The organism is Amycolatopsis dongchuanensis (genome assembly GCF_039542405.1).
Lineage (GTDB): Bacteria > Actinomycetota > Actinomycetes > Mycobacteriales > Pseudonocardiaceae > Amycolatopsis_E > Amycolatopsis_E sacchari.
Genome location: NZ_BAABIB010000146.1, coordinates 1 through 15,700 on the forward strand (window position 1 = coordinate 1; position 15,700 = coordinate 15,700).

A 15,700-nucleotide genomic window follows, 5' to 3' on the forward strand; every position below is an offset into this window, starting at 1 on the left:
GATCAACAAGCACAACTTTCATCCAAGAAAACTGAGCCAGATTCTTGACGCGGGACACTCATGGGCGACCTTCCGGAGAAAGAAGGGGGATGAGAGGGAGCCGCAGGCCTGCCGTTGTTAAGCAGGTCGATACCGTATCGTCCCGACGAGTTTAGAGAGGACGGTACGGTCCTGTCCAGAGGTAGAATCGCCGTCCATGGAGCCGACCAAGCGCCGGACCCCGACCGGGGCCGCCGTACTGCGCCAGGACCTGACCGATTCGATCGTCGACGCCGCGCTCGACGAGCTGGCCGAAAAGGGCTACCGGGGCCTTTCGATGGATGCCGTGGCGCGCCGCGCCGGGGTGGGCAAGAGTGCGCTGTACCGCCGCTGGCCCTCGAAGCTCGAAATGGCCGTGAGTATCGTCGCGGCGCTGGGTGTTCCGCTCGCGGACGTGCCGGACAAGGGCTCGTTCCGGGAGGACGTCCGCGCGCTGCTCGACGCGGTGCAGGTGTGGTTCGAGGACCCGCGGCTCGGGCCGATCTTCGTCGACCTGCTCGGCGTGGCGCGGCAGAACGAGGCGCTGGGGCACGCGCTGACCGAGCACCTCGGCGAGCCGCGGCGGGCGCACGGCCTGCGCATCGTCGAGCGGGCGATCGAGCGGGGCGAGCTGCCCGCCGACCTCGACCGCGAGCTGGCGCTGGACGTGTTCGCGGCGCCGGTGTTCTGGCGGCTGCACGTCCGCCGGGAGCCGGTGACGGCGGAGTACCTGGACCAGGTCGCCGACCTGGTGGTGAAGGCGTTCCGGTGAGGTAATCTGGTCGGGACGATACCGTTTCGACCATTCCGGAGGAGTTGTGAACGCCTACCTCTCCGTGCAGGACCGGCGCCAGCGCGCGCACGGAGCCGTCGACCGGCTCCACGAGCGGTTGCTGGCGCACGACATGGCCGGGTTCGCCGACGTGTTCGCCGGTCACGGGGTCATCGAGTTCCCCTTCGCGCCGCCCGGCTGGCCGACGCTGCGGGGCCGCGACCAGATCCGCGAGTACCTGATGGGCAACGTGGACGAGATCGACCTGACCGGGATCGTGGCGCAGACGCGGTACGAGACCACCGATCCCGACGTGCTGATCGTCGAGTGGGAGGTCGACGGCACGGTGCGCGCCACCGGACGGCCGTACCGGATGCGCTACATCAACGTGGTCAAGGTCGGTCCCGAGGGCATCGAGCTGTTCCGCGACTACTGGAGCCCGCTCGCCGTCGGGCACGCCCTCGGGCGGCTGGACGAGCTGACGGCGATGCAGGAGGGGGCAGCGTGAAGGTGCTCGTGACCGGGGCGACCGGCAACACCGGGAAACCGCTTACCGGACTGCTCACGGAAGCGGGCGCGACCGTGCGCGCGGCCAGCCGGAGGAGCGGTTTCGACTGGTCCGACCCGGAGACCCACGCGGCCGCGCTCGATGGCGTCGAACGGCTCTACCTCGTCGCGCCGGTCGGCGTCGCCGAGCCGGAACCCCTCGTGCGGCCGTTCCTGGCACGCGCGCGGGAGGCCGGCGTCCGGCGGACCGTGCTGCTCAGCTCATCGGCGGTCCGGACCGGCGACCCCGGGCTGGGCCGGGTCGACCAGGCCGTGCGGGAGATCATGCCGGAGTTCGCCGTGCTGCGGCCGTCGTGGTTCATGCGGAACTTCGTCGGGGACCACCCCGTGGCGAACGGCATCCGCGAGCGGGGTGAGATCGTGACGGCCACCGGCGACGGGCGGGTCGCGTTCGTGGATCCCGCCGACATCGCGGCGTGCGCGGCGGCGTTGCTGCTGGCCGACGACTGCGAGAACACCGACCACGTGATCACGGGGCCGGAAGCGGTCAGCTACGCCGAGGCCGCCGCGATCTACACCGAGGTCACCGGCGTTCCCGTGCGGCACATCGACGTGACCGCGCCGGAACTGGCACGTCGGTTCACCGAGGCCGGGTATCCCGAGGACTTCGCGGCGGCGCTCGCCGCGCTCGACGAGGACATCCGGCACGGCAGCGAGGACCGGGTGACCGGCACCGTCCAGCGTCTCACCGGGCGGGCGCCGAAACCGCTGCGCCGGTTCCTGGCCGAGCACGTGGGTGGCTAGCAAGCGCTTTCTGGCAAGATGCCGCGGGTGCGTTTTGTTGCCGACCTGCACATCCACTCGAAGTACTCCCGCGCGTGCAGCCGCGACTGCGACCTCGAACACCTGACGTGGTGGGCGCGGCGCAAGGGCATCGCACTCGTCGGCACGGGTGACTTCACCCATCCCGCCTGGTTCGAGCACCTGCGGGAGAACCTCGAACCGGCCGAGCCGGGGCTGTTCCGGCTGCGTGCGGACCTCGACGCGGACATCCGCCGCCGGCTGCCACCGACGTGCGCGGCGGCGGATGTCCGGTTCATGCTCTCGGTCGAGATCTCCACGATCTACAAACGGGACGAGCGCACCCGCAAGGTGCACCACCTGGTCTACGTGCCGGACTTCGAGGCGGCCGGGAACTTCAACCGCAAGCTCGGCCGCATCGGCAACCTCGGCTCCGACGGGCGCCCGATCCTCGGGCTGGATTCCCGCGACCTGCTGGAGATCACGCTCGAAAGCGGCGCCGGTTCCTACCTCGTGCCCGCGCACGTGTGGACCCCGTGGTTCGCCGTGCTGGGCTCGAAATCCGGCTTCGACGCGATCGAGGACTGCTACGCCGATCTCGCCGGACACGTCTTCGCGCTGGAGACCGGTCTGTCCAGCGATCCCGAGATGAACTGGCGCGTTTCGGGCCTCGACAAGTACCGGCTGGTCAGCAATTCCGACGCGCATTCCCCGCCGATGCTCGGCCGTGAGGCGACGCTGTTCGACACCGAGCTCGACTACTTCGCGGTGAAACGCGCGCTGGAAACCGGGAACGGGCACGCGGGCTCGCTGGAGTTCTTCCCCGAGGAGGGGAAGTACCACGTGGACGGGCACCGCAAGTGCGGGGTGCGGATGGAGCCGGAGGAGACCCGCGCACACGGCGGCCGGTGCCCGGAGTGCGGGAAAGCGCTTACCGTCGGCGTCCTCAGTCGCGTCGAGGACCTCGCCGACCGGCCCGCACCCGTGCGGCCGCCAGGCGCGGCCGCCTTCGAAAACCTCGTGCCGCTGCCGGAGATCATGAGCGAGATCCTCGGCGTGGGACCGAAGAGCAAGAAGGTGCTCGGCGAGATCGACAAGCTCACGGCCACCTTCGGACCGGAGCTGACGATCCTGCGGGACGTGCCGGCCGAGGACCTCGAAACGCGGTCGCCGCTGCTGGGGGAGGCGGTGCGCCGGCTGCGGCGTGGCGAGGTGATCCGCGAGGCCGGGTACGACGGCGAGTACGGCGTGATCCGGCTGTTCGACCCGGCGGAGATCAAGCGCTCGACGACGATCGGCCTGTTCGACGACGGGCTGTTCGCCACGCCCGAGGAACCCGCCAAGCCCGCGCGGAAACCGGTGGCGGCGCCGGTGAGCGCGCCGGAAGCCCGGCCCGCCGCGCCGGACAACGGCGGGTTGCTCGACGGCCTCGACCCCGACCAGCGCGCCGCCGCGGGCAGCGGCGGGGGACCGCTGCTGATCATCGCGGGCCCGGGCACCGGCAAGACGCGGACGCTGACGCACCGGCTGGCGCACCTGGTGTCCGAACGCGACGTCCCGCCGGAACAGTGCCTCGCGATCACGTTCACCCGCCGGGCCGCGGAAGAGATGGCCGAGCGGCTCGCCGCGCTCGTGCCGGACCACGCGCCGCGCCTGACCATCGCCACGTTCCACTCGCTCGGCGTGCGGATCCTGCGGGAGCAGCACGACCGGGCGGGGCTGAGCGCGGACTTCGGCATCGCCGACCACGCCCGGCAGCTCGCCGTGCTCGCCGAGGTCACCGGCGACGAGGCCGGTGCGCGACGCGCGCTCGCGGAGCTGTCCCGCACCCGCCGCACGGGAACGCCGGACGAACTCGCCGAGCGGTACACGAAAGCCTTGCGGCAGCAGGATCTCGTGGACTTCGACGACCTCGTCGCGCTGCCGGTCGCCCTGCTGGAGGCCGATCCGGCGCTCGTCACCGCCTACCGCGAGCGCTTCCGGTGGATCGCCGTCGACGAGTACCAGGACGTGGATGAACAGCAGTACCGGCTGCTGCGGCTGCTCGCGCCGCCGGACGGGAACCTGACCGCGATCGGCGACCCGGACCAGGCGATCTACCGGTTCCGCGGCGCCGATGTCGGGTTCTTCCTGCGGTTCCGGCAGGACTTCGCGTCGGCGCGCACGGTCCAGCTGACGCGCAACTACCGGTCCAACCCGCACATCCTCGGCACGGCGTTGAAGGCGATCGAGCCGGGCACGCTCGTGCCGGGGCGGGAGCTGCGGCCGATGGGCGAACACGGCGACGCGCTCGTGGGCGTGCACCACGCCGCGGACGAGCGCGCGGAGGGCGCGTTCGTCGCCCGCACGATCGACCAGCTGCTCGGCGGCGCGTCGTTCCACTCGCTCGACAGCGGGCGCGTCGTCGGCGACGGCAGTCAGGGGCTCGACTTCTCGGACTTCGCGGTGCTGTACCGGACGGACCGGCAGGCGCGGGCGGTGGTGGAGGCGCTCACGCAGGCCGGGCTGCCGTTCCAGAAGCGCTCCCACGACCGGCTCGCGGAACGGCCGGGCGTCGAGGAGATCCTCGCCGAACTCGCGTACGCGGGCGGTACCGTGCTGGACCGGGTGCGGCGCGCCGCGGACGTCGTGCTCGGGCGGGGCGCGGAGGAGGCCGAGGTGCACACCGCGGTCGACCTGCTGACCCCGCTGGCGCTGGAGTGCGGGGACGACCTCGCGCGGTTCCGGACGGAGCTGTCGCTGGGCGTCGAGGTGGACACGTGGGACCCGCGGGCGGACCGCGTGTCGCTGCTGACCCTGCACGCGGCCAAGGGGCTGGAGTTCCCGGTCGTGTTCGTCGTCGGCTGCGAGGACGGGCTGCTGCCGTTGCGGTGGCCGGGAACCGAGCCGGCGGAGGAGGAACTGGCGGAGGAGCGGCGGCTGCTGTTCGTCGGGATCACGCGGGCGCAGCGGCACCTCTACCTCAGCCACGCCGCGTCGCGGGCCGGGCGCCCGGCCGCCGTGTCCCGGTTCTTCGCCGACCTCGGGGACGGCGTGCAGCGGATCGGGGACGTGGTGCCGAAGGCCCGGCCACGCGAGACGCAGCTGCGGCTGCTCTAGGTCCCGGACAGGGCTTCCACCACGGGAGCGGCGGTCTCCAGCGTGGCGGCGTTGATCGTCACGTAGGAGACGCCGAATTCGTCGCGCCGGCGCTTCAGCGTGTCGATCACCGTGGCGGTGTCGCCGTTGAGCACGGAGACGTGGCGGTTGTCCTGGGCGGTCGCGGGATCGATGCCGAACAGGCGCACCAGCGGGGACATCTCCCCGTCACCGATGTGGAAGACGTTGACGCTCAGCTCCAGCGCGTCGAAGCGGTTCCCGGCCACGTCCCGCACGAGCCGCAGCTTCTCGCCGAGGCCGCGTTCGCTGCCGTCCGCGTGCACCGCCACGATGTCGGCCCGCTGCGCTGCGACCGACAGCAGCCGGTCACCGCCTCCGGCGATCATCACCGGGGGACGCCTGCCTTCGAAGGTGCCTTCGGCGTACAACCGGTCGACGGTGTCGACGGTTTCCGCGACCTGCCGCACCCGTTCGCCCGCCGTGCCGAACGGGACGCCGACCACCTCCGCGTCGCGGGCCGCGTCCGGCCGCCCCGCGCCCAGGCCCAGCTCGAACCGGCCCCCGGAGAACCGGTCGAGCGAGGCGGCCTCCCAGGCGATCAGACCCGGTGGGCGCAGCGGCACGGCGAGCACGAACGTGCCCAGCCGCAGGCGCTCGGTCACCGTGGCGGCACCGCCGAGCACCGGGAACGGGGACAGGGCCCCGGTACCGTCCGGTACGAGCAGGGTCGAGAACCCCAGGTCCTCGGCCCGCCGGGCGAGCGCGGCCCAGTCCGGCGCCGGCTGCCGGGGACCGACGACCAGGCCGAAGCGGAAAACCCTTGGCGACACGGAACTCTCCTTTGCTAGCGTCGTGATCACTCCACTGAACCACGCTCCGCGGAAGGACGCCGCAGAATCGGAGCACCCGCCACGAGGCGGGACGAGGAGGGGCGGCACGACAACCCGTCCTGCTCGAAAACGGGGGAGTTTCCTCATGTCCGTAGGCCTCGGCCTGCCCATCGCCCGTCCCGAAGCGCTGCTCACCTGGGCCCGTCGCGCCGACGAAGGCCCGTTCACCACACTGGGCCTGCTCGACCGGCTCACGTACGACAACCCGGAGCCGCTCGTCACCCTCGCGACGCTCGCCGGGGCGACCAGCCGCGTCCGGCTGCAGACGGAGGTGCTGCTCGCCCCGCTGCGCGAACCCGTCCTGCTCGCCAAGCAGGCCGCGACCCTCGACCGGCTCTCCGGCGGCCGGTTCACCCTCGGCCTCGGTGTCGGCGGCCGCGCCGACGAGTTCGACCTGGTGGGCGCCGACCTGCGCACGCGTGGTCGGCGGCTCGACGAACAGATGAAGATCATGCGCGACATCTGGGCCGGAGGCCCGGTCGGCCCCGCACCCGCGCGCGAAGGCGGTCCGGAGGTGCTGTTCGGCGCCTTCGCCGAAGCGGCTCTCGACCGCGTCGCGCGCTGGGGCGATGGGTTCCTGTGCGCGGCGCCGATCGCCTGGGCCGCACGGCTGTTCGACCACGTCCGCACGTCCTGGGCCGAAGCGGGGCGCGCCGGGAAGCCGAAGATGGTGGCACAGGTCAACGTCGCACTCGGCGGTGAGTCCACAGTGGACGAAGCGAAGGCGGCTATTGTGGACTACTACGGCTTCGCGGGCGACTTCGCGGCGCAGAACGCCGAGCGGATGCTCACCACCCCCGCCGCGATCCGCGCCGCGGTGGCGGAGTTCACCGCACTCGGCGCCGACGAGGTGATGCTGTACTGCTGGTCGCCCGATGCCGACCAGGTGCACCGCCTCGCCGACGCCGTCGGCTGAGGCGGGTACGCCCGCCGCTGGACAGCGCTCTCGGGTACCAGCCGCTGGCCGCGAGCAGGGTCGCTTGGCCACCCTTGAACGCCTGCGACGAGAAAACGCTCGTCGCGATGCAGGACGGCCTCATCGGATCACCGGCAGCGATTTCCTAAGGGAACCTGACCGTGGCGCTGGCGACCAAGGACGCGAGTACAGCCCAGGTCGTGGGGTTGCGGACGAAGATCTTCAGGACGATCGACAGTGAGGTCTCCTGGATCCTCAACGCAGGTGGGGGCGGTTGTGGCGGCATCGACATCCGGCTTTTCGAAGCCCATCTCGATGAAGGCGGCCGCGTAGTGGACAAAGGAGTCCAGAGCGTGCAGGAAGAACCCGTGGCACCACCGAAGAAACAGCCCTTGGGCACAGGTTTCACCGTCTCGGGCACCGACCAGGCCCAGATCGTGGTGAGGGCTCTTTCCTGTCGCCATTCCTACGCCTGGGAGCTTGAAATCGAATACATCGTCTCCGGTCAGCACTACACCTACTCGGTGGGTACACCGGAGGAACCGCTGATTTCCCTGGGGCACCGGAACCCGAAGACGAAACTGTACGTCGACGACGATTCGTTCGACCAACAGCCGCCCCGTTCCGCTCCCGTCGTGGGTGCGGAACTGCAGGGCGAATCGCAGTGCAGGCCCGGATCGTCATGACCAGGGCGATCCTGGGAGCGAGCCTGCTGCTCGTCCTGGCCGCATGTGGCCACACGGAAAACCCCGGTCCCGCGCCGCTGGACCTGGCGACCGTGGATTGGGCGGAAGCCGTGGTGCCGGGAGATCTCTGCCTCACGCCGCAACCAGTGCAGTTGCACGACGGCACCGCCACGGTCGTCGATGAACAGTGGGGCAACCTCATCTACGGCCTCGGCGACCGCAGGCCCACCTACGGGGACCTCACAGGAGACGGTCTGGAGGAAGCCGGGATCGACGTCTACTGCGTGCCGGAAGGGGCTGGCGGAAGCGCCGTCATCAGCCGAGGGTTTCTCATCTTCGACGGCAGTTCCGGGGTGTACCGGTCGATCGGGGCGATCACCGCGGTCCACCCGCGTGTGCCGGGGCTCGCGCAACCGTTCGTGGAGAGCATCGAGATCGAGCCGGGCCGGATTACGGCTCATGAGAAGTTCTTCGCCGAATCCGACCCGTCCTGCTGCCCGGGCAACGACGCCGTCACGACCTGGACCTTCGACGGAACATCGCTGACACACGGACCGGCCGCCGTCGGCTGAGGCGTCAGCCCAGCAACGCCTGCCAGGTGGCCGTGAACTCGGGGAACGTCTTGCCCACCGTTTCCGGGTCCTCGACCTCCACGCCCGGCACGCGCAGGCCCAGCACGGCCGCCGCCATCACCAGCCGGTGGTCCTCGTAGGTGTGGAACACGCCGCCGTGCAGCGGGGCGGGGGTGATCGCCAGGCCGTCCGCGGTCTCGGTCACCCCCGCGCCCAGCGCGGACAGCTCCGTCGCGAGCGCCGCCAGCCGGTCGGTCTCGTGGCCGCGCAGGTGCGCCACGCCCGAGATCACCGAAGGCCCGTCGCCGAAGCACAGCATCGCCGCGACCACCGGCGTCAGCTCGCCGACCTCGTGCAGGTCCAGCCGCGCGGCGCGGACCTCGCCCGTACCGGTGACGGTCAGGCCGGTCTCGTCCAGCTCCACGCGCTGCCCCAGCTCGGTCAGCAGGCTGCGCAGCCAGTCACCCGGCTGCGTGGTGTGCTGCGGCCAGCCCTCGACGCGCACCGTGCCCCCGGCGACCGCCGCCGCGGCGACGAACGGGGCCGCCGTCGACAGGTCCGGCTCCACCTCGTACTCCGGGCAGCTCAACGCCGTCGCGGGCACGTGGAACTCCACACCGGACCGTTCGGGCGCGGCACCGAAGCGGCGCAAGAGGTCCAGCGTCATCGCGATGTGCGGCTCGCTCGGCGGCGCGTCGCCCACCAGGCGCACCGTCACGCCCGACTCGAACGCCGGCGCGGCCAGCAGCAGCGCCGACAGGAACTGGCTCGACGCGCTGGAGTCCAGCTCGACCTTGCCGCCCGCGATCCCGCCGTGCCCGCGCACCGTGAACGGCGGCGCGCCGCGCCCCTCGTCCTCGACGTCCAGGCCGAGGTCACGCAGCGCCCGCAGCAGCGGCGCGATGGGACGGCGGCGGATCGCCTCGTCCCCGTCGAACAGCACCGGCCGCGAACCCAGGCCCGCCAGCGCCGGGGTGAACCGCGCGACCGTGCCCGCGTTGCCGAGCACCACGGACGCCGGTTCGGTGCCCTCCGGCGCAAGCGGCGAGACGAGGACGTCGTCCCCGCGCCGCTCCACGCCGCCGCCCAGCGCGGTCAGCGCGCCCTGCATCAGCCGGGCGTCGCGGGAGTCGAGCGGCCTGCGCACGAGCGTCGGAGCCGCCGACAGCGCCGCCAGCACGAACGCCCGGTTCGTGATCGACTTCGAGCCGGGGACGCGGACGCTCGCGTCCAGCGGGCCGGGGGCGGTGGGGGCGGTCCAGGTGTTTCCCGACACGACGGGGCCTCTCCTTCGGGCATCGTTCCTGCTCACATCGAACTACGTGGGCGAGGCAGCGGCGCGTCCGGGTCCTCGTGCGATAAGGTGGAAGCCCGTGGGACTTCAGCCGCGGACAGCCAAGTACGTCTTTGTCACCGGAGGCGTCGCCTCCTCCCTGGGTAAGGGACTCACGGCCTCGAGCCTGGGTCAACTCCTTACCGCGCGTGGCCTCCGGGTCACGATGCAGAAACTCGACCCGTACCTCAACGTCGACCCCGGGACGATGAACCCGTTCCAGCACGGCGAGGTGTTCGTGACCGAGGACGGGGCCGAGACCGACCTCGACATCGGGCACTACGAGCGGTTCCTCGACCGCGACCTCACCGGATCGGCGAACGTCACCACGGGCCAGGTCTACTCCGAGGTCATCGCCAAGGAACGGCGCGGTGAGTACCTCGGCGACACCGTCCAGGTCATCCCGCACATCACCGACGAGATCAAGCGGCGCATCATGGCGGTCGCGGAGTCCGACGGCACCGGCCAGCGGCCCGACGTGGTCATCACCGAGGTCGGCGGCACCGTCGGCGACATCGAGTCCCTGCCGTTCCTGGAGGCCTGCCGCCAGGTGCGGCACGAGATCGGCCGCGACAACTGCTTCTTCCTGCACGTGTCGCTGGTGCCCTACCTGGCCCCCTCCGGCGAGCTGAAGACCAAGCCCACCCAGCACTCCGTGGCCGCGCTGCGCAACATCGGCATCCAGCCCGACGCGCTGGTGTGCCGCGCCGACCGCGACCTGCCCGACGACCTCAAGCGCAAGATCGGGCTGATGTGCGACGTCGACACCGAGGCCGTCATCGCGTGCCCCGACGCGTCGTCCATCTACGACATCCCGAAGGTGCTGCACCGCGAGGCGCTGGACGCCTACGTCGTGCGCCGCCTCGACCTGCCCTTCCGCGACGTGGACTGGACGGTGTGGGGCGACCTGCTCGACCGCGTGCACAACCCGTCCGAGACCGTCCGGATCGCGCTGGTGGGCAAGTACATCGACCTGCCCGACGCCTACCTGTCGGTCACCGAGGCGCTGCGCGCGGGCGGCTTCGCCCACCGCGCCAAGGTCGAGATCAAGTGGGTCGCCTCCGACCTCGCGACCACGCCGTCCGGCGCCGCGCAGGCCCTGTCCGATGTGGACGGTGTGCTCGTGCCGGGCGGGTTCGGCGTGCGCGGGATCGAGGGCAAGATCGGCGCCATCACCTACGCCCGCACGCGCGGCATCCCGGTGCTGGGCCTGTGCCTCGGCCTGCAGTGCATGGTGATCGAGGCGGCGCGCAACCTCGCGGGCATCGAGGGCGCCAACTCGGCGGAGTTCGACGAGGGCACCAAGCACGCCGTGATCTCCACGATGGCAGACCAGAAGGACGTCATCGCGGGCGAGCGCGACATGGGCGGCACGATGCGCCTGGGCGCGTACCCGGCGAAGCTGCTGCCCGGCTCGCAGGTGGCGAAGGCCTACGCCAGCACGAACGTGTCCGAGCGGCACCGGCACCGCTACGAGGTCAACAACTTCTACCGCAAGCAGCTGGCCGACGCGGGCCTGGTGTTCTCCGGCACCTCCCCGGACGACCGGCTGGTGGAGTTCGTGGAGCTGCCGGAGGAGGTGCACCCGTTCTTCGTCGGCACGCAGGCGCACCCCGAGCTGAAGAGCCGCCCGACCCGGCCGCACCCGCTGTTCGACGCGTTCATCGCCGCCGCCGTCAAGTACCGCACCGCCGACCGGCTGCCGGTCGAGCTGCCCGAGCCCACGGGCGTGCGCTGATGGCGCCGGGGGAGCACGAGTTCGAGGTCGTGTCCTCCCAGGACGTCCACATCGGACACGTGGTGGGGCTGCGGGTCGACGACGTGCGCATGCCGGGCGGCTCCGTCGCCAAGCGCGAGGTGGTCGAGCACCTCGGCGCCGTCGCGATCTGCGCGGTCGACGACGAGGGCGCGGTGACGCTGATCCACCAGTACCGGCACCCGCTGGGCCGCCGCATCTGGGAGCTGCCCGCCGGGTTGCTCGACGCCGAGGGCGAGTCCCCGGTGGAGGCGGCGAAGCGGGAGCTGGTCGAGGAGGCGGGCGTCGAGGCCGAGCGCTGGGAGACGCTCGTCGACGTCGCGGCGTCGCCGGGGTTCACCGACGAGGTGGTGCGGGTGTTCCTCGCCCGCGGGGTGTCCGAAGTGGACCGCGCGGAGCTGGGGCACGACGACGAGGAAGCCGATCTCGTGGTGCACAAGGTGCCGCTCGCCGAGGCGGTGCGCATGGCGCTGGCCGGGGAACTGGTCAACGGCGCCACCGTCGCCGGTGTGCTCGCCGCGCACGCGGTGCTGACGGGCGCGGCGGCTGCCCGCCCGGCCGACGCGGAGTGGCGAGACCGTCCCCACACCTTCGCGAAGCGCTCTCGGTAACCGTTCCGCTACCGCTGTCACCCGGCTAGGGTGGCGCGCGTGGCGAACTCGGGCGGTCTCCCGGTGACCCAGGTGGTCGCGGCCTACCTCGATCACCTGGCGGTCGAGCGGGGGACCGCCCGCAACACGCTGGACAGCTACGCGCGCGACCTCCGCCGCTACGCCGCCCACCTCGAGCGGCAGGGCGTCACCGACTTCCGGCGGATCACCGAAGCCGAGGTGACGGGCTTCGGCGCGGCGCTGCGCGAGGGCGACGACGAGCACCCGCCGCTCGCCGCGTCCTCCGCCGCGCGGGCCCTCGTCGCGGTGCGCGGGCTGCACCGCTTCGCCCACGTCGACGGCCTCACCGAGGACGACCCGGCGCGCGAGGTCCGGCCGCCCGCGGCGGCGAAACGGCTGCCGAAGGCGCTGCCGGTGGACGACGTGCTGCGGCTGCTCGACATGCCCGCCGCCGACGGCGAACGCCCGCTGCGCGACCGCGCGCTGCTGGAGCTGCTGTACTCCACCGGTGCCCGGATCTCCGAAGCCGTCGGGCTCGACCTCGGCGACATCGACCGGACCGAGCGCACCGTCCTGCTCGACGGCAAGGGCGGCAAACAGCGGCTGGTGCCCATCGGCAGGCCGGCCGTCGAGGCGCTGGAGGCCTACCTCGTGCGCTCCCGCCCGGTGCTCGCTTCGCGGGGCAGGGGGACGGCTGCGCTGTTCCTCAACGCGCGCGGCACCCGCCTTTCGCGGCAGAGCGCGTGGCAGGTGCTGAAGACGAACGCGGAACGCGCCGGGCTGTCCGCCAGCGTCTCGCCGCACACGCTGCGTCACTCCTTCGCGACCCATCTGCTGGAGGGCGGTGCGGACGTCCGGGTGGTCCAGGAGCTGCTCGGGCACGCTTCGGTGACCACGACCCAGGTCTACACCCTCGTCACGGTGAACACGCTCCGTGAGATATATGCTACGGCTCATCCTCGAGCGCTCGGGTAGAACCCGAACGATCTCGGCGAGCCGCTTTGGCGACAATCGCCCCGCGCAATAGGCTTCAGCGGACCCGTCGAACGAGGAGTTTTCGCGCCATGTCGACAGAGCAGCAGCCATCGGACCGGACGGTCGCTGCCAGGTCGGCGGCCGCGAACCTTGATTTGAAGATCGCGACAGAGGGAGAGCCCGAGGCTGTGGACACGGCCGTGCAGCCCGGCAAGGTGAACGGGAAACCACTGGTGGGACCGACCGGCAGACCGCTGCGGGAGATACCGGACCCACCGCTGCTCGACAAGCACGGTCCCGCGACCGTGCTCGCGATGTGCAACCAGAAGGGCGGGGTCGGCAAGACCACCTCGACGATCAACCTCGGCGCCGCGCTGGCCGAGTACGGCCGCCGCGTGCTGCTGGTCGACTTCGACCCGCAGGGCGCGCTGTCGGTGGGCCTCGGCGTGCAGCCGCACGAGCTGGACCGCACCGTCTACAACGCGATCATGGAACGCTCCGTGACCGCCGACGACGTGCTGCGCCACACCAGCGTCGAGGGCATGGACCTGCTGCCGAGCAACATCGACCTGTCTGCCGCCGAGGTGCAGCTCGTCGCCGAGGTCGGGCGCGAGCACACGTTGCTCCGGGTCCTGCAACCGGTGCTGTCGGGCTACGACTATGTTCTGGTCGACTGCCAGCCATCGCTCGGGTTGCTCACGGTGAACGCGCTCACGGCCGCCGACGGCGTGATCATCCCGCTGGAGTGCGAGTTCTTCAGCCTGCGTGGCGTGGCTTTGTTGATCGACACGATCGAGAAGGTACGCGAGCGCTTGAACCCCAAACTGGACATCACCGGCATCCTCGCCACCATGTTCGACCCCCGCACCCTCCATTCGAGAGAGGTCATGGCGCGGGTCGTGGAGGCGTTCGGTGAAACCGTGTTCGACACGGTCATCAACCGCACCGTGCGGTTCCCCGAGACCACCGTGGCGGGTGAGCCGATCACCCGCTGGGCGCCCAAGTCCGCCGGCGCGATGGCGTATCGCGCGCTGGCCCGCGAGGTGATCGCTCGGTGAGCAGGCGAGCCTCCCTGCCCGGGGCCTCGGAACTCTTCCGCCTGACCAGCAGTCCCGCGCTCGAGCCCGTGCCGGCCCCGTCCGCGCCGGAGAAGCCCGCGGACCCGCAGCGGGACCAGCTCGGCCGCGCCGCGACGCGGCGGGGGTCCGGACGGCAGAAGCACGACTCGAAGATCACCGTGTACGTCTCGGGTGACGAACTGGTCGCGATGGAACAGGCGCGGCTCGCGCTGCGCGCCCAGCACGGACTGGTGATCGACCGCGGGCGCCTGGTGCGCGAGGCGGTCGCGGTGCTGCTCGCCGACTTCGAGCAGCACGGGCCGGACTCGGTGCTGGTGCAGCGGTTGCGGGAGCACGAGTTCGACAGTGAGGAAGCCACCGGGTCGTGACCAGTCCAGGGGAACCGGCTCAGGCTGCTGAGCCGGAGCCCGGGGCCGAAGAGAGCCCGGCTGCGAAGTTCAAGGTGCGCCTGTCGAACTTCGAGGGGCCCTTCGACCTGCTGCTGCAGCTCATCTCGCAGCACCAGCTCGACGTCACCGAGGTCGCGCTGCACCAGGTCACCGACGACTTCATCGCCTACACGCGGGCGCTGGGGGCGGACTGGGACCTGGACGAGACCACGGAGTTCCTCGTCGTCGCGGCCACGCTGCTCGACCTCAAGGCCGCGCGGCTGCTGCCCGCGGCCGAGGTCGAGGACGAGGAGGACCTCGCGCTGCTGGAGGCGCGGGACCTGCTGTTCGCGCGCATCCTGCAGTACCGGGCGTACAAGCAGGTGGCGGAGCTGTTCGCCGAGCTGGAGGCCGGGGCGCTGCGCCGGTACCCGCGCTCGGTGGCGATGGAGGAGCGGTACCTCGGGTTGCTGCCGGAGGTCATGCTGGGGGTGAGCCCGGAGAAGTTCCGGGAGATCGCGCTGGCGGTGTTCCGGCCGAAGCCGCCGCCCACGGTGTCGCTCGACCACCTGCACATGGGCCGCGTGTCGGTGCGCGAGCACGCGGCGGTGCTGCGGGTGCGGCTGGCGTCCGCCGGGACCGCGACCTTCGGCGAGCTGGTTTCGGACTGCGAGCACACCATCGAGGTGGTGGCCCGGTTCCTGGCGCTGCTGGAGTTGTACCGGGAGGCCTCGGTGCAGTTCGAGCAGGCCGAGGCGCTGGGGGCGCTCACCGTGCGGTGGACGGGCGGGTCGGTGGAGAAGGCGGCGGAAGCGGCCGAGGCCGACCGGGCCCGCGCTGAGGAAGAGGAGTACGGGTGAACCCGGAGGAACGACCGGTGGATCTGGACGCGCTCGGCGCGCCCGGTGGGGCGCCGGAGGTGGTGGAGCCGCAGGCGGCGGCCGCAGAGGCGGAGGCGACGGCCGCAGAGCCGCAGGCGCGCGGCGCGGAGGCGGAGCCGGAGGCCGGTGCCGAGGCCGCGGAGCCGGAGGAGCCGCAGGCGGTGGCCGCAGAGCCGGTGGCGGTGGAGGCGGAGCCGGAGGAGGCGGAGCCGGTGGCGGTGGAGGCGGAGCCGGTGGAGCCGGTGGAGCCGGTGGAGCCGGAGGCTGTGGAGCCGCAGGCGGAGCCGGAGGAGCCGCAGGCGGTGGCCGCAGAGCCGCAGGCGCGCGGCGCGGAGGCGGAGCCGGAGGCCGAGGCGCCCGACGCGCAGGCTGCGGAGCGGGGGCCGGAGGCCGAGCCGCAGGCGGAGGCGGAGGCCGGTGCCGACCCCGCGGAGCG

The 15,700-nt window shown here is 71.7% G+C and carries 15 protein-coding genes and 1 pseudogene; 14 read left to right on the plus strand and 2 right to left on the minus strand.

Annotated features, from left to right (window positions below):
* Positions 1–196: 196 nt before the first annotated feature.
* Genes ABFX51_RS34825 through ABFX51_RS34840 form a run of 4 tightly spaced genes read left to right on the plus strand, consistent with a single transcriptional unit; the run spans position 197 to position 5,197 of the window.
* A complete protein-coding gene (locus ABFX51_RS34825; RefSeq protein ID WP_091512090.1) occupies positions 197–790 on the plus strand; it encodes a TetR/AcrR family transcriptional regulator in 594 nt (197 codons plus the stop codon).
* 46 nt (positions 791–836) lie between these two features.
* Positions 837–1,298: a nuclear transport factor 2 family protein gene (locus ABFX51_RS34830; RefSeq protein ID WP_245783235.1), complete on the plus strand. Its 462-nt coding sequence runs from the start codon at positions 837–839 to the stop codon at positions 1,296–1,298.
* Positions 1,295–2,101, plus strand: a complete 807-nt coding sequence (locus ABFX51_RS34835; protein WP_091512093.1) for a Rossmann-fold NAD(P)-binding domain-containing protein — start codon at positions 1,295–1,297, stop codon at positions 2,099–2,101. Before ABFX51_RS34830 ends, ABFX51_RS34835 begins: the two co-directional genes overlap by 4 nt.
* Before the next feature lie 18 nt (positions 2,102–2,119).
* The gene (locus ABFX51_RS34840; protein ID WP_245783236.1) at positions 2,120–5,197 is read left to right on the plus strand and encodes a UvrD-helicase domain-containing protein; all 3,078 of its coding nucleotides are present in this window, start codon (positions 2,120–2,122) and stop codon (positions 5,195–5,197) included.
* Here ABFX51_RS34840 and ABFX51_RS34845 read toward each other — a convergent pair.
* Complete coding sequence (locus ABFX51_RS34845; protein WP_091512095.1) at positions 5,194–6,027, minus strand: TIGR03621 family F420-dependent LLM class oxidoreductase; 834 nt, start codon at positions 6,025–6,027, stop codon at positions 5,194–5,196. The two genes, ABFX51_RS34840 and ABFX51_RS34845, sit on opposite strands and share 4 nt — an antisense overlap.
* Positions 6,028–6,172: 145 nt before the next feature.
* Between ABFX51_RS34845 and ABFX51_RS34850 the strand changes: the two genes are divergently transcribed.
* The 3 genes from ABFX51_RS34850 (at position 6,173) to ABFX51_RS34860 (ending at position 8,261) form a co-directional block, all read left to right on the plus strand.
* Positions 6,173–7,003, plus strand: coding sequence for an LLM class flavin-dependent oxidoreductase (locus tag ABFX51_RS34850; RefSeq protein WP_091512098.1), 831 nt, complete (start codon positions 6,173–6,175; stop codon positions 7,001–7,003).
* Positions 7,004–7,164: 161 nt separating this feature from the next.
* Complete coding sequence (locus ABFX51_RS34855) at positions 7,165–7,689, plus strand: hypothetical protein (protein WP_091512099.1); 525 nt, start codon at positions 7,165–7,167, stop codon at positions 7,687–7,689.
* The gene (locus ABFX51_RS34860) at positions 7,686–8,261 is read left to right on the plus strand and encodes a hypothetical protein (RefSeq protein ID WP_143249935.1); all 576 of its coding nucleotides are present in this window, start codon (positions 7,686–7,688) and stop codon (positions 8,259–8,261) included. The genes ABFX51_RS34855 and ABFX51_RS34860 overlap by 4 nt, the downstream gene beginning before the upstream one ends.
* Before the next feature lie 4 nt (positions 8,262–8,265).
* Here ABFX51_RS34860 and aroA read toward each other — a convergent pair whose 3' ends face one another.
* Positions 8,266–9,537: a 3-phosphoshikimate 1-carboxyvinyltransferase gene (gene aroA / locus ABFX51_RS34865; protein WP_091512103.1), complete on the minus strand. Its 1,272-nt coding sequence runs from the start codon at positions 9,535–9,537 to the stop codon at positions 8,266–8,268.
* Between the two features lie 97 nt (positions 9,538–9,634).
* On the opposite strand from aroA, the gene pyrG reads away from it, so the two are divergent.
* The 7 genes and pseudogenes from pyrG to ABFX51_RS34900 form a co-directional block, all read left to right on the plus strand.
* On the plus strand, positions 9,635–11,332 hold the full coding sequence (pyrG, locus tag ABFX51_RS34870) for a CTP synthase (protein WP_091512105.1): 1,698 nt from the start codon (positions 9,635–9,637) through the stop codon (positions 11,330–11,332).
* Positions 11,329–11,961 carry an NUDIX domain-containing protein gene (locus tag ABFX51_RS34875; RefSeq protein WP_091512342.1) on the plus strand — a complete coding sequence of 211 codons (633 nt, stop codon included), beginning with the start codon at positions 11,329–11,331 and terminating at the stop codon, positions 11,959–11,961. The genes pyrG and ABFX51_RS34875 overlap by 4 nt, the downstream gene beginning before the upstream one ends.
* A 72-nt stretch (positions 11,962–12,033) precedes the next feature.
* Positions 12,034–12,936 (plus strand): site-specific tyrosine recombinase XerD, encoded by a 903-nt coding sequence (xerD, locus tag ABFX51_RS34880; RefSeq protein WP_091512344.1) that lies wholly within the window; start codon positions 12,034–12,036, stop codon positions 12,934–12,936.
* An 89-nt stretch (positions 12,937–13,025) separates the two neighbouring features.
* A complete protein-coding gene (locus tag ABFX51_RS34885; protein ID WP_091512107.1) occupies positions 13,026–13,994 on the plus strand; it encodes a ParA family protein in 969 nt (322 codons plus the stop codon).
* Entirely contained in the window at positions 13,991–14,383 is a 393-nt protein-coding gene (locus ABFX51_RS34890; protein ID WP_091512110.1) for a cobyrinic acid a,c-diamide synthase, read from the plus strand. Before ABFX51_RS34885 ends, ABFX51_RS34890 begins: the two co-directional genes overlap by 4 nt.
* Entirely contained in the window at positions 14,380–15,243 is an 864-nt protein-coding gene (locus ABFX51_RS34895) for a segregation and condensation protein A (RefSeq protein ID WP_091512112.1), read from the plus strand. Before ABFX51_RS34890 ends, ABFX51_RS34895 begins: the two co-directional genes overlap by 4 nt.
* A gap of 17 nt (positions 15,244–15,260) precedes the next feature.
* Positions 15,261–15,700 (plus strand): annotated as a pseudogene (locus tag ABFX51_RS34900) (hypothetical protein); the annotation flags it as partial.